The sequence below is a fragment of the Candidatus Yanofskybacteria bacterium genome (assembly GCA_003514055.1).
In the GTDB taxonomy this organism is placed as follows: domain Bacteria; phylum Patescibacteriota; class Minisyncoccia; order 2-02-FULL-40-12; family GWA2-44-9; genus UBA12115.
Genome location: DOSG01000001.1, coordinates 85,742 through 107,249, shown reverse-complemented (window position 1 = coordinate 107,249; position 21,508 = coordinate 85,742). Strand labels below are relative to the sequence as shown.

Below are 21,508 nucleotides of genomic sequence, written 5' to 3'. Positions count from 1 at the left end.
AGAGTTAAGCCGATTTTCGAACTTTCGGATGAAGAACTAGCCGACATACTGGCTTGGTTTAACAAACTGAATCCAGTCGAACAGGCGCAGGCGAAGAGATTTATAACCGAAGCTTCTCTCGATGAACTAAGAAAGATCTTAGCCGTGGACGATGAGTTTCGAGCCAAGTTAATGAGCTTATTCGCCGCAGAGGTCAGACCGTCTATACTATCGGTCATACATAAATTCATCAAAGAACAAAGCTCAGAGTTGTCAGATGTCATTCAACAAATGAATGCCATGATTGCGGCACAACGCAAACGCCTCCGAGAGAAACGTCTCGGAAAGAAAGGAAGGTAGCCTATGAAAGGACTGCTAGATCTCGTCGGAAACAGCGCCGGGCTAGCCTACGAAGGCGGAGCCTGGGCGATTTCGGCTTACATAGCAAAAATCAAGAGAGCGTTTACGGTTTTTGGCTTTGGCCTTATCGCGGCGGCTATATTGTTCCTAATAGGATCCCTGACCAAAACCGGCGCGCTCTTTAGTGTCGGCATTATCATTGCCCTACTCGGACTTATCTATTGTCTACTCATTTTATCCATAGTCATTATTGGAGCAAGAGTTGTAGCCAAAAAAGTTCCAGAAGTCGGCAGATTCATTGGCTCCTTGATAATGGTTATTATCTTGTGGTCTTTCATAGCACTCTATGTATTTATTACCCATGTCTGGGAACAGCCATTGCTGTTCGCTGGGTTGCTAGCTACTGCAGGACTGATCTCCATAATCACCGTCCTCGTTGGGGACGTAATTGACCTGAATGCAATCAGATTTAGAGCTAAAATAATGCTGGCACTGATCTCGATGCTAGTCATGTTCAATTGGGCCATTCCGAATGACTTCCAAAAGAGAACCAGGGCCATTGTTACAAACTCAGTTGCTAGAGAAATTTTATACGACGCTGCTAACGTCGACTCAATTGAATTCTTTGATCCAGTTACTGGTAAATCTAAGGTATGGTACTGGCTAAATGCCTCTACCGGCGAATACAAGTTATTCAATAATGATGGATTCCATTCTGGTTCTGGAAACAGACTCGCTCCGATCACGCTGACCGCAATCAACGATATTAAGCGTTACGCGATCCAAAAGAAATTGAAACAAAGCCAAGAAGTAAAAAAAGAAACTCCAGAACAGCCGAAGAGCCAGACGAGAGCTCAAGAGCCGACAAGCTCGAAATCAGTAGAAACGTCGCCGGACACACCGAAACCACCCATTTCAATTGTGCCGCCAGTAAAGCCTAGCCAAGTCGATCGATCTCCTCAAAACGAAATCGTGAAACCGACACCTCTTGATGAAGCCGATATCGTGATTCCGGCAACCACCAAAATTATGGTTGCGCTAGAAGAAGAAATACACTCAGACGCGACCCAATCCGGCCAGTTGATAGATGCCACAATAGTTGAACCCATATACGTAGATTCAACTCGAGTCATAAGATCTGGCCAAGCGGTCAAGTTATTGGCCACAACCATAAAAAGAGGTCTGCCATCAAAAGGCCCGTCAATCAGCCTTAAGCTCAATGCGATAATGCTGGATGATTATGGTCTTAGCGCATCGGCCGAAGAATGGTCCTATTCCGAAGAACCACTTTCCAAGACCAAACGAGTCATGGTCAGAATGGGTATTCCGACAATTATTGGCACCGTTATGGGCGGAGTGGTTGGAGGAAAAAATGGCGCCATCATTGGCGGTAGCATTGGAGCTGCTGCTGGGTTTGTCATCATGGACAAGACCGGAGCTAAACAGATTATTCTCAGTCGTGGATCAATGATCCCATTCGTTCTTTCCGAAGATTTAATCTTCCCTAAGAAGTAAGACCCCTTTCGGGGTCTTTTAATTAATTTATTTTGGAGCCGGAGGTAACTTCTTTGTCTGGCATTAGTAGGGCAATGCCATTTTCATCAGAAGCGGCCAGAAGCATGCCTTGGCTTTCAAGCCCCATCATTTGGCGCGGCTCAAGATTGGCTACGATAATAATCTGCCGGCCGACTAGCTGATCCGGCTCATAGTGCTTGCCAATACCTCCGAGAATTTGTCTCTTCTCTTCGCCCAACTGAAGCTGAAGTTTTATTAATTTGTCAGAACCCTCAACCCTCTCTGCTTCTAAAACCTTTGCGACCTTTAATTCTATTTTCTTGAAATCATCAATAGTAATCATGTCTATACTTTACTAAATTTTATTATAAACAAAAAGGGAACCCTATTCGTTGAGTTCCCTGAACGCTTTGCGAAGATTTAACTTCGTCTTCTGCTCATACTTGAGAATTGGAAGAATCCGCTGGGCCTTAGAGGCCCGGTACCGTTTCTAGAAAACGGTAGGACCTCCTGCCCTGCCATGTGGGTGGTACCACATGGGAACCGCAACAAATGCGGTTCAAGCTGGTGCGCATCCAGCCCTTTCGTTCCAGGCTCCAACCAATCTTCGGACTTTGCCGAATGACGGTTGGTGGAGGTTAACTCCAATTGAGCTCTGGTTCCCAACTGATCGACCGTAGTCAATCAAAGCGATTGGGCATTTTTTCAAAGGTTCGGAAGGGACTTTCGCCCTCCCTACTCCTTACCGCCACATGCCAACAACTCCGACCCCGGCTCATCTGGCAGATGAACTGGGGATTGTTCAGCTAATTGATAACTAGTTGAACGGTCTTCTTTCCAGCAACGCATTGCCAGTCCTCTTCTGGCAATTCAGATACGTTGTCGGTTCACGCTCCCTAGTCTCTCTTGTCGGCTAGCTCCGATGGAGAATTCTTCTCCTTCTCGGTATTCGCCTAGAGACAATCAGGCTCGTTTCGGCCAAGACCCGCAAAGTTCCGCGAGCCCCTTGAAGAAGTAAGGCCTACTATTCAATTTAATAGAACAAGAGGGGAAGCGAGTGGGATTGGCTTCTGCTTCGGCGGTATCGTAATCTCCCTGGCCCGTAGGCACAGATCCAGGACTACAGTGATGACGCCTCAGGCTTTAGCATTACCACTCGCTCCCCTTCCTGGTCCGGCAAAAGGCAGTAACCGGGCCAGGAAGAGGAAGAATCAGCGTGAGGACCACGTTTATAATTAAGTGGCTGATCTCGACATATCTCTGATTCCTTCTCCCATCTCATCTTGACACTCTAGATTATATACCCATTCAGTTTTTTTGTCAAGCCCTGATGACACTTTCTAGAGTCTAAGTATCAAATAACGGCTCTACAGAGCCGTTATTTGATACTTTACAGAAGTCATTTATGATAGACAGTCTGAAGACTGACGACATTCGGAACGATTTTCAGTCGCGTCATCGGCATTTGACATTTTCTCAGAAATATGCTAATATACATACAAGATCCCAGCGGTCTAGGCATGTCGCCAGACCGAAAAGGAGGTGGCTATGGGAGGCGTGTGACCCTTTCGGGGGCCCTCTTCTCTCGGGTCGGCCGACATAAGGCCGACCCGAGCAGTAAGAGACCAACGCCAAGCCACAAGAGAAGGAGGATCGTCATGGGCGCAGGTATCTAAGCTTCAGAGAAGCAGGGCAAACTGTTCATTCAGAAGACGGAGAAGGGCACGAGAAGATGAATCGCTCATTCTCGCACATCGGCTCGCCGCATCGAATACGTAGGCGAAGCCGCTAGTCGCCGCATCGCAGCGACGACAAAGCCGCCGTTCCGGATTCCCGGGACGGCGGCTGTTTCTTTTATATACCTAATTGAAAACTATTTATTCTCCGAATTAGACGTGAACTTCCATAAAAACTCAAAGAAATTTTTGAATGAGTTGGCTATCTCTGGATGCTCAATAATCACGCCCGAGATATTACCCCTAAGAGCAGTTATAGCGACACTACTACCATACACGGTGAGATCTCCCGTAAACGGCATATCGCTTGGAGCAATAAACTTGGATTCCCTCAGCATAGCTTCGTCGCTCTCTTTTAATATTGGCCCTTGGTCACTGGAATATATAAGCTTTGATCTTATACCCTGTTTAATTCTTCTTTGTGAATAATCACTCCTATGCGAAGGAAATACTTTCAGCACTTCATCTAGCGGAGTTATGGCATAGACCATCTTCTCGCCAGAAGCTAAAAATGTTTCCTGCATTCTAAGTAGCCCCTCTCTGCCCTCAAAAAATCTAACCTGGGGCCTAGTGCCAGATGAGTTATATAGGCTATTGAGATCTGGAAGTAGCTTAGATAGTTCTTCTTTCTTGTAATTAATCTCACTAGATTCTCTGTCCAGTAAGGAACTGAGTTGATCTGGAGATTCAGCAATAAAGATTTGCTTTTTACCCTTGGTTTGAGTGCTGACCAAGCCTTTCTGTTTTAAAGATTCGATCTGCACATATACAGTTGGTCTGTTCATCTGGGCTTTAGCTGAGATCTCTAGAACCGTAGCTGGTCCAAGCTCAAGCATGGCCAAGTAAACCTTAGATTCATTCTCCGAAAGACCTAAATTTTTTAATTGTGAAGTAGTAATCATTAATATAAGTATATATATTCTGCCAAAAAATGACAATTTTAAGCCGCAAACGTTATTTACACTCTGGCACAAATTGAATACAATTAATTTTATGAATACATACGAAGAGCTGAAGAGCCGCGGCTTCATTCAGCAACAATCGGACGAGCAGGGCATACAAAAATTACTAAACGACGGGGATGCGACTTGTTACGTAGGCTTCGATCCGACGGCCGACAGCATGCACGTTGGGCACCTACTACCAATTATGGCCATGGCCCATGCCCAAAAGAGTGGCAACAAGGCCATAGCTCTTATTGGTGGCGGCACAACTATGATTGGCGATCCAAGTGGCAAGACCGAGATGAGAAAAATCTTAGCCAAGGAAGAGATTTCAGCTAACGGCGAGAAGATGCTTCAGCAGTTTAAGCGTTTCTTATCTTTCTCTGATGACAAAGGTCAGTTCGTGAACAATGCCGATTGGCTTATCGGTCTAAACTATATTGATTTCCTAAGAGACATAGGAAGATATTTTAGAGTAAATGAGATGATCAAAATGGAAGCCTATAAGTTGCGCCTAGCCCGGGAAGAGGGACTCTCGTTCTTGGAATTCAACTACCAACTTCTTCAGGCTTACGACTATCTCCAGCTATTCGAGAAATTTGGTTGCCGACTTCAAATGGGCGGCGACGATCAATGGGGAAATATCTTAGCCGGCGTGGACCTAATTAGAAAGGTCAAAGGTGAAACGGCCTACGCACTGACCTTTCCCCTATTAACCACAGCGACCGGGAACAAAATGGGTAAAACCGAATCAGGTGCAGTTTGGCTTGATGCCGAAAAGACGTCACCTTACGAGTATTACCAGTACTGGATCAACACCGACGATCGCGACGTAGAAAGATTTTTAGCATATTTCACCTTTTTAGCCATGGATGAGATCAGAGAATTATGTCGTGAAGGTGGAGAAAAATTAATGACCGCAAAAGAAGTTTTAGCTTTTGAAGCCACTAAGCTAAATCACGGAGAAGCAGAAGCCGAAAAAGCCCGTGAAGCGTCAAAAAAATTATTCTCTGGGGACGCCTCGGATCTTGAGAACATACCGACAACAGAAATATCAAAATCTGACTTCGATACGATGACAACTGTAGATCTATTAGTTAGAACCGGTCTGTGTGACTCTAAATCCGAAGCCAAGAAGCTTATCGCAAGCAATGGAGCTTATGCCGACAATGCTGGGATCACGTCTGATTCTCAAAAAGCATCTGAGCTAGAGAAAGGCGGTATTATTATGTTACGCAAAGGCAAGAAAACATATCACAAAATAAAAATAGTCTAGCTTGACTTTAACTACTATCGGGCTAGAATGACGGTAAAATAACTCACCAAAATGGACACCCAAAAAATTGAGCTGGGGCCAGACCATCATAGCCTCACTCCCGAGCTAGTTGAGCATATAGCTCACAATCAAAAAGTTAAGATCTCGCTCTCCGAGAAAGCCAAAGAGAAAATACTCAAGTCGAGAGCTGTTGTAGAAAAAATGGTTAAGGATAATCGAGTAGTTTATGGTGTAACCACTGGTTTTGGAAGTTTTAAGAACAAAGTCATTGACCACGGACACACAGTTGAATTACAAAGAAATCTGATCAGAAGTCATGCGGCCGGAGTTGGCCCTTTTTTGTCTCAAGAAATGGTTCGAGCGGCAATGCTCGTTAGACTAAATTCGCTTAGTCAGGGATTCTCTGGCGTCAGGCTAGAACTCCTAGAACTATTAATCGGCATGTTAAACAAGAATGTAGTCCCAGTGGTACCATCACAAGGATCAGTCGGAGCCTCAGGAGACTTAGCTCCCCTGTCTCACATTGGGTTAGTCCTTATGGGCGAAGGCAGAGCCTACTACAAGAACGAGATACTCCCGGGTGGAAAAGCTCTTAAGGCGGCCGGATTAAAGCCCATAGAATTCATGCAGAAAGAGGGCTTAGCATTTAATAACGGCACGTCGGTCATGTCGGGCATGGCCTCAATAACCCTGGCTCGAGCCAAGAGACTTCAGAATATTGCCGACCTAGCTTGTGCTATGTCGCTAGAAGCTTTATGCGGTGTATCTGCGGCTTTCACTGAAAAGGCTCACTTGATCAGACCCCACCACGGGCAGATCACTGCCGCCAAGAATATCAAAAGATTTGTTGAAGGATCTAAGTTGGTAGATTCAGTCCCGAACAGAGTACAAGACTCTTATTCTCTTAGATGCGCTCCCCAAGTTCATGGTGCATGCCGTGGAGCTATTAAATACATAGACGACGTAATGGTCTGCGAGATAAACTCAGTAACCGATAATCCCATAATATTCTCCAATCCCGATGAAGCTATATCGGCTGGCAACTTTCATGGTGAACATATCGCCATAGCCCTAGATACTCTCGGCATTGCCCTATCAGAATTCGCCAGCATATCAGAAAGAAGGACTGCCAAGCTAGTCGACCCAGCTAATAATGAGGGCTTGCCAGCTTACTTGATAGCGGCGGATAAGGGAGGGCTACATAACGGACTTATGATTCCTCAGTATACAGCGGCGGCGCTAGTCTCGGAAAATAAGGTTTTAGCTCATCCAGCATCTGTTGATTCTATTCCCACTTCAGCCAATCAAGAAGATCATGTCAGTATGGGAAGCATTGCTACCAGGAAAGCATTTGAAATATTGAAAAACGTTGAGAATGTACTAGCCATAGAGTTTATGACTACGGCTCAAGCTATCGAATTTCGAGGGTCTTCAAAGTTAGGCAAGATTACCAAAGCTGCCCACAAAATGATTCGCGAGGTTATTCCAAAATTAGATGGAGACCGCGAGATGGCGAAAGACATAAATAAAATCCGGGACTTGATTTTAAGTGAAAACTTCTTCAAGCTTACGACATATAAGTAATTTTCGTGAAATCACTAGATATTCTTAAACAATTGGTCGAGATACCAAGCTATTTAGGACCAGCCACAAACGAAGTAAAGATCGCAGATTTTATATTTAAGTATCTCTCCACCATACCCAATCTCACCATCAAAAAACAGAAAGTCACGGAAAATAGATATAACATATTTGCTAGCTTTCCGGGGAAAACTAAATTATTGATTGCCGGCCACATGGATACGGTTGAACCGAAAGATAAATCGAAACTGACACCCATAATTAAAGATGGCAGACTGTATGGATTAGGAGCACTAGATACGAAAGGTGGAATCGCAGCCCTACTCAGTTCGATAGCCAAAGCAAAGGACATTCAGAACGTTGCCCTACTTTTTTATTGCGACGAAGAGTATGATTTTATGGGAATGCGTAAATTTATAAATACTAATCCAAAGTTGAAACCTAGTATGGCTATAGTGATCGAGCCCAGCCAACTTAAGATATGGAATGGTCACCGAGGGTTAATAGAGGTCTTTATCTCAATCAAGGGCAAGAGTGGCCACGCCGCAAGTCCAGAGCATATCAAAGGGGCCGGCTGGGAGATGCATTCCTTTTTGACTCATCTACGAAAAGAATTGGCCAGATACGCACATCCCCAATTAGGAAAAACATCTCTAAATATAGCCTATGCTCGAACAGGTATGTTTAAAAACAAGATGGGAGATGAAGTCGTGCTTGGAAAACAAGGCAACAATATAGCCGATTACTCAGAGATAATCCTAGATATTAGAACTACTAGTTCGAGACTTAGAGCTAGCACCATAGAGAAGTTGGCGAGGCTATATTTCAGAAAAACTAGAAATAAAATATTTGACTTCAGAATTAGGCACGATCTGGGATCGCTTTATACGGATAGAAAATATTTAAACAAGATTGAGAGAGCGCTTAAGACCAAAGAAAAAATTGGATATCTAGATCCTTCGGATTTAGGCTATGGCGATGGTCAAATGATAAATGAGAAATGGAAGTGCCCAGTGATATATCTCGGGCCTAAGGGTGCCGGAATGCATGCACCAGATGAATATGTAGACATCGCGTCGATAGACAAACTAGCCAACATGTTCTCGACTATGTTATGTGACCACGGATTCTAATAGAAGCAGATTTGACTTAATATTAATAAGCATTAATCTTGTAGTAGGACGTTCACAAGTCGGTAGGAGGATGCCATGACTGAAGGCCATCATGATATCATCCAGATATCACTAGACGAATCAAATCCTAATATAGTGGCGATCAAATTTGATCCGCAGGTCCAGTCAGATATGGTTCTCGATTTAGTACATTGCTATCGACAAGTATTTGCCGAAGAACCCTGGCACGAATGGAAAAAATGTCCGAAATGCGGGAAGAAATGGGGCATCGATCAGATTAATGAGCTTGCCGAAATGAAGTTTATGCATTGCGGGGTCCTAGTAGAAGACTACTGGCCAATCGCCGGTGTAGTAGAAGATGTAAATCACGAAATCGGCGCCGATGCATCAGCGTGGCTACTCAAAGATGGTGATCAAGTGATTGGTTTTATCTGGGGCTATATGATGCCCCTAAGAAACCTTCAGACGAAAATCCGAATGATGATCCACGAAGAAGTCCAAGAAAATCACGGATCGCATTATCTGGTTGCCTACCTAGATGACATGGGCCTATCGGCCGAATATCGAGGCAGGCACTACGCAGGGCGACTATACGATCTGTGGCTCAACGATATGAAAAAATTCGGCGCCAAACTCATCGTTACTCGCACGCAAGGCGATCCCGAGCCAACCGTACTCTATCATTGGTTTCTGCATAAATTGCACTATCGCCTACTCAAAAGATATCCCGACAGTAGCAATGTCATCATGACAAAAGAAATATAATCCCGTCCTACGGGATTTTTTGTTTAAATCACTAAGATAAAGAAAGACCGCCTAAAAGGCGGTCTTGAGAAGGGGTGGGGTGCCCAACGGGATTTGAACCCGCGACATCCTGCTCCACAGGCAGGCGCTCTAACCAGCTGAGCTATGAGCACCACACGAACGAACTAAGGGCATTCTACACCACAATATTTTAAATGCAAGCCCTAGCCAATATTTGACGAGTTCCCATATATGATCTAGACTAGCTACGAAGATGTTGCCTTCGTGGCAAAAGTTCTTTAAAATGGAGACATACATGACCACCGATAAACAAGCTACGATCGATCCTCAATTGGCTAGCGGATTCAAAGATTATCTTCCCGAAGATATGATACCCCGCCAGAAGATGTTTGACTCTATTAGAACCGTCTTCGAGCGATGGGGATTTGTACCACTCGACACTCCGGGACTAGAGAGAGAAGAAATCATAACCGGCGGAGATCCGAATTTTAAAATGAATATTTTTAGAGTTCGCCTGAACGAGGGTGACGATAAATACGCCCTGAGATTCGATCTGACCGTACCTCTTGCCAGAGTCGTGGCGGCATATCCTGACATCAAGAAACCGTTCAAAAGATATCAGACTGGTAAGGTCTGGCGCGGGGAAAGACCCCAAGCCGGACGATATCGAGAATTCGTACAGTTTGACGCCGACACAGTCGGATCGGCTAGCATGCTAGCCGACGCCGAAATCGTTGCCATAATGTGCGAGACGATGCCCGCCCTTGGGATAGAGAACTTCTTAGTGCGAGTTAACAACCGCAAAATCCTGAATGGGCTAGCTCAGTATGCTGGCTTTGACATGAACAAGATATCTGCAGTTTTGAGAGCCATAGACAAGCTAGACAAGCAAGGCTGGGATAAGGTCAGCGTCGAATTAGCTGGTGAAAAGATAGGACTCAACCAGGACCAGATTGCGGCCATTAAGAAATTCATAGATCTTAAAGTTGAAGGACAGATCGAGACTCTCAACGCAGTCCAAGAATTGATGGTCAACTCGCCAATCGCTATGCAAGGCATTTCCGAACTTAGAGAAATCGCAGGCTATCTGAATGCCATGGCCGTTCCAACTGACAAGTGGAAGATCGATCTTTCAGTAGCTCGTGGTCTCGGATACTACACTGGGCCTGTCTTCGAAACGGTGCTGACGGACCTATTAGAAATAGGGAGTGTTTTCTCTGGTGGTCGTTATGACGGTTTAGTCCAAAAATTCAGCACAGCATCAGTGCCTGCTACAGGAGCATCAGTTGGTGTGGACAGATTATTCGCAGCCATGACTAAACTTGGACTGATAACTCAATCTCGAACGGTCTCTGATGTAATCGTACTGAACTTCGACAAATCGGTTCAAGATCTGTGCCTAGCGACGGCCGCGATAGTAAGATCTTCTGGTATCAAGACCGAGATCTTTATCGATGGAGATAAAAAAATGAGAGATCAGCTAGGTTACGTATCCGATAAAGGGATACCCCTGGTCGTCATCATCGGACCAGAAGAAGTCAGTAAAAACGTAGTCCAACTAAAAGATATGCGAAGTGGGAAGCAAGAAGAGATTCCCCTCGATAGTCTCGTCGAGAGGATAAAAGAACTAATATAATGGCAAGGCCCCCGAAGGGGGCCTTTTTATTACTATCTTATTCTATTTTATCAATGCCGATTATGTCTATCTCTGGGTGAGCAGTCGAGCCGTAGATTGAGGAGTAGTCTCCACAGTCTATGCTTCGCATCTCGCCTCTGATCCTGTAAATACCACTTAGGTCGGGCGTTTCACCTTCTGGAAACTGTCCTCCGAATAAAGGATAGCTGGGATCTTCGGGCACTTTTTCAAAGGCATAATAATTGCCACTTTGCATGATTGAGCGAGTTTTACCGATCCATTCTATACTAATTGGGGCCTTTAGTTCTTTAGAGAACACATCTTCCGGCTTACATTCAAAAAGCGGAATATCTTCATACTTATCATAAGCCAATTTCCCACCGTCAAATGGATTAATTTCGATTATCCAGTCCTGAGCATCTAATATCTTGGCGGATATACCATATTCTGATAGGTCGGTCTTCTTTAAAAATAAAAAGGCCAGCGCAAATACCATCAAAAAGGGTAAGACTAGCAGTAAAATTAACTTATTACCTAAATTCATTTGCTTTAATTATAATCACAAACAAGAAAAACAAAAGTGTTGATAACTAACACGGTTGCCGCAGAGCGGCAACCGTTAATAGAATAAAGCTCATCCGCATATGCGGATGAGCTTTATTCTATACTCAATCTCCTATCTCCAGTTTATATTGATGCTAGAAACACCGACCTGCATTTGCATCTCAATCTTCTTGGCAGAAGAGCTATAATTCCTTGATTCGTAAGTCTTATTGTCGATTTTTATAAAATCTAGCAAGTCCTTTGACGCTAAATCTGAATCAATTCTAATCCTGGCTCCAATTGTCTTCGGTAAAGATATATTTATGGAACTCACTCCAGCGTCGACTCTTAACGTAGACGAAGGTAATTTATCTCCAATCTTTAAATTTACACTCGAGACGCCCGTCTTTATGCCTATCGTCCTAGCCTGAACCTCAGATAGGTCTAGATCCATATCTATCGCCCCCGTCTCGAAGGCTAGATCGAGTGGCAAATCATTGGCGACTCTAAGATCTAACTCGTTCTTCGACATACCGTCTGTCACGCTAAGTTTTCGTCCCTCAATCTTTACGCTCTGAAGACTTCCATTGATCTTATCTTCTAGGTCAATTCTCAAAAAGTCCGACTCAAGAGTCCCCTCAATTAGCCCTAAAGCGCCGCTATTTAAAATTAGCCTGCCAGCACCGGTACGTATTGTAATCGAGCCGCTCCTAGCAGCCGCATTTTTGGCCACACTAATCTCTTGCTTAATTACAGAGCCAATCTTGCCCGGCATATGGCTACCAACAAACACAAAAGAGAATACTAGGGCCAAAGCCAAAAGCATTAATAGAAAACTAACCAACTTAGATATCCATCCGCCCTGACCAATCATTGATAATCCTAAAAATATGATAACAACTGGCCAAAGAAGCCGCCAATTTAAGTTGAGATCGACATTAAACAAACCATAATTTTGACCAATGAATATTACCCCAACAACAATCAGAATAATTCCCAAGAACAATTTACCAAGATTAAAGCGTCCTCGATTATGATAATGATGATGAACCTCCTTGATGAAGTCTTTTTTTGGCTCTTCGGCCTTTGCTTGATTTACGTTTTCGTTATCCATTTCTTTTAGAATTAGTCAGCACGTAAAAACCCAAAAGAATAATTATAACTGACCAGAATATATTCCAAGAAAACCAGTGAATTGGTATAAAGCTCTTTAAAATCATAAACACACCGACAAGAACTAAGAGATAACCGATTACGCTCTTCTTGGCCACGCGATGTTCCACCTTAGCTTTATCAAACTCGGCTCTCATCTCTTCGGCCACGGTCTGAGCATTATCTTTTACCTCCTTCATAACTTCTCTTATCTTTTCCTTACCATCGTCAGAGACATCTCCTTCTTTAGGAATTAACATCATAAGCAATAGATAGACGAAGAACATCGGGAAGACATTACTAATCACTGTTAAGATGACAAAGGCTATCCTAAGGAATAGCGGATCAACGTCATAGTAATGCCCAAGGCCTCCAAGAACTCCAGCAAAAACCTTATTAGTATTCGACCTATATAGCTTTTTATTTGGGTTTTCCATTATCAGTATAATATATCTATATTGTGGCAATTTCAACACAAAACCGACCCCACTCGGTGGGGTCGGTTTCTAACTTGCCTGATATATAGATTAGCTCTTGTTCAACTTCGTAGCCAGCCAGATCATGTAGAGTCCAGCTAAACCAACTAAGACATACACCCACGAAGCAATACCGCCAAATATCGCGGTGACTAGGTTGCTATCAAAAGCCATTAATCCCCAGTTTAGGCCGCCAACTATAACTAGGACCAAGGCGATCCAGTCTAATACAGATAATTTATTCAATTCACGCACCCCCCTTCTTCCATTAGCTTAATTATACCATTCATAGAAATTAAAACATCAACAGCTCGGCCTACCTACCAAAAAACTTAACCACATAGCCAGTCGTAGACGTCTGATTATTTCCAAAATCTCCTGAATTAAAAACTCCCATAGCTTCTGATTTATTAGCCCCGAGAGTAGACATCGCAGCCATAAAAGCAGATAAGGCCTGCGGCGAATCGGCTTCAACAAGACCAGCCAACCTAGGGTTGATGGTTTGGAGTAAGGCCGCCGATTGATTATCTATGGCTCGGCTCTTATTCTTCTCCAGGTAATGAGCGAAATCTATACTCGCCACGATAAAAGTACTTGAATCTACGAGACCGCTGAGCATACTTCCAAAGGTTCGACCATCCTCAACCGATATACTAGAACGAAATACAATTGGCACCACTTTTGCCTTAGGAAAATATTTTGATATTAGTAACATCTGCGAATGAATTGAATGGTCCAACTCAAAAGGCTTCTCGCTAACTCCGGCTAGTCCAGTTCTCAATATCTTCTTTACCATATCTCCGCTAGAGCTAAGCTTACCAAATGGTGTCACGAAATCTTCTTCAGAAATAGATATTCCATATTTGCCAGCATCGACATGATCGGGGGCTAGTATTATTATAGTCCTTGGATTCAGATTCTTTTTGACCTTGCTATAGAACTGAGCCATCAGAGGAATGCCATCTGGTATGTGATGAGTAACGATACCGCCATATACTCGACTCATCTTTATTCTTGGGGCGGTAGAATACAGTCTGAACATTCTATTCACAAAAGATTTGTCGGATTCAAAGCGCGGCCCATGGATAGCATGGGCCGCGCTTGAGAGCATGAGCCCTCCACAAACAAAGATCGTTACTACTATTAAACCTATTCTGCTCATCTTATCTTTACGGTCATCGAATTAGATATGTTTTGTCTGTCTGGATATTTACTCGACTGGACAATGGCCGGCTCGGCCTTGAATGTTCCTTTTGACACGACCCTTGCGTAGTAGTGATAAGTGTTACACTGGCCACTGAATGGGGCATACTTGGAGAAAGAGATCATCTGATCCTTCGTATATTCTGGCCACAATCTGCACATCCACTCTCGACTATTGGAGACGTCATAATACCCATAGTAGCCAACTCGAGTTGAGAATTTCAGTCCGCTAGGCAAGTAATCTCTGACCTCGTATGTCCCGGGCGGAATCCCTCCCCTACTGCCGGTAGTAATATTAACTCTTACTAGATCGCCTTCTTGAAAATCATTCGTTATCTTACCGCTAACTTCATACGATTTAGTAATCGACAGATTAGCATCTTTCACAATTTTCGAGGGATCATCTACGATATCGTAGTAACTCACTACCCCCACTTTTCCATTGATATTAGAGAATGAGATATTTTTGAGCTCATCTGCCGATACGAATATCCTTTCCTCTTGTTCGGCTTTTAAGGTGACGCTCTCGGTTTTTCCATTGAGAGTATATGAGAAAGATACTTCTGGGTTATCCAGTCTTTTAAGTGACGCCGCGATAAAGCCAATCTTCTCAATGGCTACGAGCTCATCTACCGGCTGATTGTCAAACATATATCTGCCCAGACCTTCGGCGCTAGAATCGTCTAGCTCGGCGGCAAGTTTAGCGATAAGAGCGTTAGTGAAATATTTATCACTATTGCCCGTATCGTCAACATAGTTATACGTCGACCTACTCACAAGCTTAGGTTTTATATTTTTATCAAAATATTGCCTAGCCTCATCTTTGGCTCCGATTGCGTTAAAGGCCGACGCTACGAAAACTTTATCAATAAATTTTAATCCGACATCGTCTTGGATGTTGCGTAACGTCACCAGAACCGGCTCCTGCAACGCTGCAAGGCCGTACAGCGCACGAATCATAGTCGACAGGTCAGTTGCCTTGTCCGGGAAGAAACCATAGAAGTAATCGCTTAGTCCCTCTTTAGAATAGACAGCGTCCTCTCCCTTAATTAAGTCGGCCATTCTTGCCGATAATTCAACATCAGCATCAGCTCTTTGGAATATGGCAAAGCCTCCCGTATCGATCTGGAAATTATTAAGATCGATATTCTCGTTACTTATCTCCTCTTTGAAATATTTTTTGAGCAAGCTCTTGGCTATCGGCACCACGCCTCGCTGATCAATTCTAGGACCATCATTCCACGAGATGTCATTTAATGCCTGATAATACATTCCCCTATCTCGTGATACGAAAAGCAAACTCGCCCCAGCAGTGCCACCTTTTATATTCTTTAGATCAGACGACATGTCATAGTAATTGTAATCAGCTTTAGTAAAATATGTCTTCAGAACTTCGATATCCCTAATAATAGAGTCCTGCATTCCTCCGCCAGAAGCAGTGATTTTTATTTTATGTTTTCCAACAGCCAAGTTGCCAAGATCAAAATCGGCATTTACTGCGGCCTGTCTCTCTATCTTCTTAAACGGCAGCGTATCGCTCTCAATCCTGTAATTTATCGAGTCAGGTATACCACCGGTGCCAAACACTCTTGCCCTCATTATCAAGTTATCGCCCGCCAAGTAGGTCTTATTCAGAGATGCGTCAACGAAGAACGGCAAACTTACTGGAATAAAACTTGTATCCTTACCCGCAAATAGATCTTTGGTTACGGCCTCTATGTTTAGCCTCCAAGAGGTCAAATTATCTGGAAGTTTAAATTTAAATTTAGCAGTGCCGTTAGTTCCGGTTTTAATTTGATCGTAGACGGACACGTCTTTGAAATCTCCCCTAGATTCTCCCCCGCCCTTCTCTTCATTATGAACCCAAATACCATCGGCGAAGTAGGTATGCTTATCTTTAACCTCAAAATTATATACCCAAGTTACGCCATTTATCTTTTCGATCGTCTTAACCGGTACCAGTTTCCCAGCTTCGTTTATCAGCTTATCGCCAACTCTAATTTTGCCAGCCTCCAGCCATTCACCGTTAACAAATAACCTATGATTCTCCGTAACTCGCATCTTATCATTGACAATCAAGTATCCAACCACAAGGTGCTTAGTGGTCCTAACAACTTCTGCAGTGAATAAGCTGTCATCACCCTCATCGGAACGAGTCATGACCATGTCGCCAGGCTTGATACTCTCAATATTTTTATAGCCAAATGGAATTTTAATCTTCGTCTCAGCCAAGAAGCAGCCGCCACGTTCCGCTCCGCCGGCCATGGCATCAAAACGGCTCTCTAGCGGCGTAGCATGTGATGACCTTGTCACCAGCTGAGAATAAATTGCTTGGTATAATTCGACGTTAACGTCTTGTTCATTTGGATTAATACTAAATAGAGCCTCATCAATGCCCGAGATATTAACTTCGGCCTGCCTCGGATTGCCCTTGGGATCCTTGATCTCAATATTCAAGTCTACGCTCTCTCCCGGCCTATATTGATCCTTGTCCCTACTGACCTTAATAACTAGGTTTTTTTCTTTGGAATCGAGAGCCGCGGACCTTGGGCTAGTTTCGTAAAAAGTCTTACCATCAAACCAAACGCCATAGACGTTAAGGCTCGGAGCATATTCTTCCTTGAAAGTATTGTGATAATTAGTAGATTCGGTTACATTCCCAGAAATAATTCCCCTAGAAGTCTCATAGAATAAGATATTTTTACCATTTGACGCGATTGGATTACGACTACTATCGGTAATGTTAAAATCCATTGATTCACCGAATTTGTATGCCCACTTATTCTCTGGGCCGTTCAGTACAATTCCCCAAGCGCCATAATAACTGCCATAACCGAAGTTATAGTTACTACCATAAGCATATCGGGTGTCTACTATCGCTACGCCCTTGTCGTCTTGAGTAGAAATTTGAAATTTATAAGACTTATTTTTCTCCAATTTGTACGTATGCGCGGCCTTACCAGCGCCATCAGTACGGACAACGTCTTTCTGCAGTTTATTTTCCTCAACCCAGTATCTATACTCTGGGATCATTTCTTTCGTAATCGGATCATATCGTCTGCCCGTCTCCTCGGACTTAGAAATCTGTTCATAGATTTCGATATTAACATCGCGACCAGACACGGGAGCGCCCTTGTAGCCATTCCAAAAATCAAGCTCCTTGTTGGCCTTTTCTAAGTCAACCCTATTTAGATTGATATCCAGGGTACTATTTAGATTCTTAAGACCCTGGTTAATTTGCATAGTTACATTGGGGCCGAATACATAGACATAAGTCGAAGTAGATATTTCTCCCTCTTCAGCTACAGACGGCATTACGGTCATATTCATATATTGGGGATACCATTTTGATCCATAATTCTGAGCCACGACCGAAATCTTACCGACGCCATTTTTATCTAGGCGCAATTTCTTATTAATATTAGCGGCCTGGTAATATTTGATTTCTAGATTAGCTACAGGCGTGCCATCGAAAAATTCGGCCCTGATATTGTAGTTAACCGTCTCGCCTTCAAATACTGCTTTTTTGTCAGCATCCACCACGAGTCTATAGGCCGGCTTGGTATAGGTCTCAATATTCACTCCTTTGGCAACAACTATATCCTCGCCATTCTTTATAGTTAAGGTATAGTATCCGGGCTTAATATTCTTTATATCTAGTGCGCCGGTAAAAGTATTATAATCTGTAACTTTTGTTGTTCCTTCGGCCAATACGCGCGTGTCGGGACCATCAAAATCTGTCCAATAACTATTAGACAGATACACCTTCAATTCTCGCCCAGATACGTCTTCGCCCGAACGCTGCTTGGCTATTCCCCAAAAACGAATCTTATCGGTAGGCAGATATACGGTTTTATCAAAAGATACATATCTCCAGAACTGATCCGGCTTGACCACCTTATTTCTATAACCGTACATCGATCCCACGATCGGGATAGCCACTTCTTTATTGTTAATCTTGAAAGAGAAGAAATCTGTAGCCTGATCAGAATAGTAATAATATTCGCCTTCACCAGAGGCACTTATTAGACTTGCGGGCGTATCGAATATGGCCAACCCATCACCATTGGTCCGACCCAATTCTTGTCCTTTATAATAAACTACCGCCCCGGACAAGGCTTGGGCTGAGTCTATCGTAGATTTTAACCATGCAAAACTTTTAGTGCCACTAACAGATATGTAGTTGGCATAAGGCGTGACTTGAAACCACGCCTGCTGTATATATAAAAGTTCATCTTCTTTTGTAAAGCCTGGATTAGTTTTTGATAAATCGACTGATACGATATAATAGCCCTCCCCGAATTTCTGAGGAATTCTGAGATAATTAATATCGGACTGCGCTTCCAGCGACAGCTGGCCGTCGAAAACCTTTCTATCTTCCTTAGGTTTGTACGGATAATAACGATTGTGCTCAGACCACATTCTGTCTGGCCTTATCGATCCAGAGTATGCATCCATGTATTCCTTGGCCGAAGTGAATCTATATATTTTCACATCAAACTTATTGCTCTCCGACTGACTACTATTATAAGTCGTGAATGTTGGCTCAGTATCGGGCCGAAACTCCCAGAACGTTTTACCGAAACCAAGATAGCCATAACGGTCTCCATAATTATTAGAAACATCAGACTTAGCCTCGGTCTCAAAGCTGAAGATCTTATCAACTAACAAAGCGTCGTCACTACCCTCGACAGACAAGCCCTTCTTTATTGTAACGGTATAAACTGTCGAATAAGCCAAATCCTTGGCAGGAGCAAATACTAACTTATCCTTATTAAATTCAAATTTCCCTTCCACTTTGGGGAAAATATCGAAGTTCTGGTTAGGATCCTTAATCTTCTCTCTATTGAATTTCACTTCGATACCAGTTTTAACTGGATTCCTGGTCGACTTATCTCTTGGAATAGTGCCGACAACAGAAAATGGAGCCTTAACCTGATAAGCCCAGCTATAAGACTTTAAAGCCACGGGACCCTTATCAATGCTAATCGTAAATATCTTATTCGTAGCTAACTCTGCCGTGGGCTTAATCTCGTACTTGCCAACCCCTATTTTATCTACATCCACTTCGATATTCGAAGATGTCACCAGATATTTCTTTATAGATTTAGCCGAGAGATCCTCCGTGCTCTCTAGAATAAAGGTTGCATCTGGTCTAATCCCAGTCGCATCGGATATATTGGCTGACAATTTAAAATCTGCCCTTACAAGCGAGGTTTCGTAATAATTAAAATACCAAAAACTAATACCGCTGATAACCAAAATTACTCCTAATACGGCGGCGAGTTTTTCATTTAATATTTTTTTTAAGAATATTAATCGACGCCCTGCGTTATTATTATTGGCCTTATCGATCTGAGACGTAAGTCGTTCTTGTGATTGGACTCGAACGGAATCCGGATGAATTAAAGCTTCTTCAATATCTTGATCCAACCAACCCACGCTTTTTAATCCGATTCTAATTTGTTTCTCGGATAAACCCGACCTTTTGGCCTCTAAAATATAAGAGGTGAGCTCTTTTGTTACCATAAATTAATTATATACCAATAATCAAGAACATCCACGGAATATAGATGTTTTGGTTATTTGGCGAATATATACGTTGCAATAATAGCAGCCGTTTCGGCTCGCAGGACAAGCTTTCCAAGAGAAAATACTTTAAAGCCATTAATTCTGGCCCGTTCAACTTCTTCCTCTGTCCATCCTCCTTCTGGACCTATGAATATACCTAGATTGATACCGTAATCAGATTTATCGGGAAGATCGTGACTAGATACATCGAAAATTATGTTAGCGTCATTCGATTTTGCCGATGTCAGAGCTTCTTCAAAAGTCATTACCCCGCAGACTGTGGGAATTATAGCGCGACCAGATTGCTCCGCCGCTTCCTTGACTATCTTCTCTAGCCTATCCAGACGGACATTGGTTTTGACCGTCCTAGCGCTAACTATGGGCACAATATTGGTAGCGCCGACTTCTACGGCCTTCTGGGCAACCACCTCGAAATTGTCATGCTTAAGAATGGAGCAGTACAGAGTTATCTTTTTCTCCGGCTCGCTATCATTCTTAGATTCTTTGATTTTTTTAAGTATAACCTTGTTACCATCAAATGATTCAAGTTCCGAAAGAATATCGATACCATCGTCACATAGCAAAATGCTATCTCCCAGCTCCATACGTAGAACATTGCGCACTTGATTGACGAAATTAGCATCTTCGACGAAAACCGCGTCGCCATTAATCTTGAATTTTACGAAAAATCTATATAATCTCATACGATTAATTTATCACACAAGATACGAATAACAAAGATTGCATGAATTTGATGGCGGTCTTTGAAGCCAAAAAGACCGCCATCTCCCTCCAAAAAATCCAGTCGCCGGACCAAGTATCACTATTGACTAAATGGCGTACAATGTGCTATAATTATGTAATAGTCAGTCGGTTCTTTTCACTATCGGGCACTCAGACGGGTAGCCCGACTCGTAAACGACAGGACGGGAGTGTGCATCATGGCAAAACGAGAGACAAAGGCCGTACTCGAAGCCAAGCTGGTAGCAGCGATGGCCGAGGGACAAGCGGCCGAACGCCGACACCAGGCCGCACAGGCCGAAACTCAGGCGGCATATCGCCTGAACGCCAACCTGACGATGAAGATCGGCGAGCTGACGGAGACCATTCGCGCCAGGGACAATCTCCTCGCCGAATGCAACGAGGTGATCCGCATCCGGAACACCTGGATCGAGAACCTCCGAAGCGATGTCACGAACATCGCGGAAGAAGCCAAGCGACTGCGAGGGAGCGCCGACTACTGGAAGGGCCAGTACCAGAACGCTGACGCCCACGCGGCGGCGGCTGAAGCTGTGGCATTCCTGTTCGCCATCCCCGTAGCGGGAGGCGCCAGGGCGACGAAAGTCGTCATCAATGTGCGACAGAACGCAGAGGCCGTCGGCATCGAGATGACTGACGAGATCAAGTCAGCGGTGAGAGTGGCGCTGTCTAAAGCGACAGAGGCCGTCATCGCCAGCGAGATGGCCCGCGCTAAGGAGCAGACCGCCGCGGAGGATCCGCTGGGGCAAATCGCGCGACTCCTGAACAGCGATCGCGACTAGTCGTCTAGCCCGACCGCGGGATAAGGGAAGAGCCCTTCATCCCCCGGTCGGGCTCTTTTCTTACAAAAAACAGAGCCGTCGCTAGCGACGGCTCTGT

General features: G+C 43.8%; 17 protein-coding genes and 1 tRNA gene. 8 read left to right on the top strand and 10 right to left on the bottom strand.

The window, feature by feature from the left end; genetic code table 11:
* Both DEG18_00570 and DEG18_00565 read left to right on the top strand, forming a co-directional pair.
* A partial coding sequence (locus DEG18_00570; protein ID HBX58092.1) for a hypothetical protein occupies positions 1-339 on the top strand: 339 nt, incomplete at its 5' end.
* 3 nt (positions 340-342) lie between these two features.
* Positions 343-1,854 (top strand): hypothetical protein, encoded by a 1,512-nt coding sequence (locus DEG18_00565; protein ID HBX58091.1) that lies wholly within the window; start codon positions 343-345, stop codon positions 1,852-1,854.
* Between the two features lie 22 nt (positions 1,855-1,876).
* On the opposite strand, the gene metG is transcribed toward DEG18_00565, so the two are convergent.
* On the bottom strand, positions 1,877-2,197 hold the full coding sequence (gene metG / locus DEG18_00560; GenBank protein HBX58090.1) for a methionine--tRNA ligase subunit beta: 321 nt from the start codon (positions 2,195-2,197) through the stop codon (positions 1,877-1,879).
* Positions 2,198-3,727: 1,530 nt separating this feature from the next.
* Positions 3,728-4,621, bottom strand: coding sequence for a hypothetical protein (locus DEG18_00555; protein HBX58089.1), 894 nt, complete (start codon positions 4,619-4,621; stop codon positions 3,728-3,730).
* Here DEG18_00555 and DEG18_00550 point away from each other — a divergent pair.
* From DEG18_00550 to DEG18_00535, 4 genes are all read left to right on the top strand, one after another.
* Complete coding sequence (locus DEG18_00550) at positions 4,584-5,810, top strand: tyrosine--tRNA ligase (protein HBX58088.1); 1,227 nt, start codon at positions 4,584-4,586, stop codon at positions 5,808-5,810. The genes DEG18_00555 and DEG18_00550 overlap by 38 nt on opposite strands.
* Positions 5,811-5,861: 51 nt before the next feature.
* Positions 5,862-7,394, top strand: coding sequence for a histidine ammonia-lyase (gene hutH, locus DEG18_00545; protein ID HBX58087.1), 1,533 nt, complete (start codon positions 5,862-5,864; stop codon positions 7,392-7,394).
* Positions 7,395-7,399: 5 nt separating this feature from the next.
* On the top strand, positions 7,400-8,524 hold the full coding sequence (locus tag DEG18_00540; protein ID HBX58086.1) for a hypothetical protein: 1,125 nt from the start codon (positions 7,400-7,402) through the stop codon (positions 8,522-8,524).
* Positions 8,525-8,599: 75 nt separating this feature from the next.
* Positions 8,600-9,289, top strand: a complete 690-nt coding sequence (locus tag DEG18_00535; protein ID HBX58085.1) for a hypothetical protein — start codon at positions 8,600-8,602, stop codon at positions 9,287-9,289.
* A gap of 75 nt (positions 9,290-9,364) precedes the next feature.
* Here the strand turns inward: DEG18_00535 and DEG18_00530 are convergent.
* A tRNA-His gene (locus DEG18_00530) sits at positions 9,365-9,441 on the bottom strand.
* 101 nt (positions 9,442-9,542) lie between these two features.
* Between DEG18_00530 and hisS the strand changes: the two genes are divergently transcribed.
* A complete protein-coding gene (hisS, locus tag DEG18_00525) occupies positions 9,543-10,925 on the top strand; it encodes a histidine--tRNA ligase (GenBank protein ID HBX58084.1) in 1,383 nt (460 codons plus the stop codon).
* Positions 10,926-10,962: 37 nt separating this feature from the next.
* On the opposite strand, the gene DEG18_00520 is transcribed toward hisS, so the two are convergent.
* From DEG18_00520 to DEG18_00490, 7 genes are all read right to left on the bottom strand, one after another.
* The gene (locus DEG18_00520) at positions 10,963-11,469 is read right to left on the bottom strand and encodes a hypothetical protein (GenBank protein ID HBX58083.1); all 507 of its coding nucleotides are present in this window, start codon (positions 11,467-11,469) and stop codon (positions 10,963-10,965) included.
* A 132-nt stretch (positions 11,470-11,601) separates the two neighbouring features.
* A complete protein-coding gene (locus DEG18_00515; GenBank protein HBX58082.1) occupies positions 11,602-12,582 on the bottom strand; it encodes a hypothetical protein in 981 nt (326 codons plus the stop codon).
* A complete protein-coding gene (locus DEG18_00510; GenBank protein ID HBX58081.1) occupies positions 12,575-13,057 on the bottom strand; it encodes a hypothetical protein in 483 nt (160 codons plus the stop codon). The genes DEG18_00515 and DEG18_00510 overlap by 8 nt, the downstream gene beginning before the upstream one ends.
* A 90-nt stretch (positions 13,058-13,147) precedes the next feature.
* Positions 13,148-13,342, bottom strand: coding sequence for a DUF378 domain-containing protein (locus DEG18_00505; protein HBX58080.1), 195 nt, complete (start codon positions 13,340-13,342; stop codon positions 13,148-13,150).
* 70 nt (positions 13,343-13,412) lie between these two features.
* Entirely contained in the window at positions 13,413-14,258 is an 846-nt protein-coding gene (gene amrB, locus DEG18_00500; protein HBX58079.1) for an AmmeMemoRadiSam system protein B, read from the bottom strand.
* Positions 14,255-19,828 (bottom strand): hypothetical protein, encoded by a 5,574-nt coding sequence (locus DEG18_00495; protein ID HBX58078.1) that lies wholly within the window; start codon positions 19,826-19,828, stop codon positions 14,255-14,257. The genes amrB and DEG18_00495 overlap by 4 nt, the downstream gene beginning before the upstream one ends.
* Positions 19,829-19,881: 53 nt before the next feature.
* The gene (locus DEG18_00490; protein HBX58077.1) at positions 19,882-20,574 is read right to left on the bottom strand and encodes a hypothetical protein; all 693 of its coding nucleotides are present in this window, start codon (positions 20,572-20,574) and stop codon (positions 19,882-19,884) included.
* Positions 20,575-20,811: 237 nt separating this feature from the next.
* On the opposite strand from DEG18_00490, the gene DEG18_00485 reads away from it, so the two are divergent.
* Complete coding sequence (locus tag DEG18_00485; GenBank protein ID HBX58076.1) at positions 20,812-21,411, top strand: hypothetical protein; 600 nt, start codon at positions 20,812-20,814, stop codon at positions 21,409-21,411.
* Positions 21,412-21,508 lie beyond the last annotated feature (97 nt).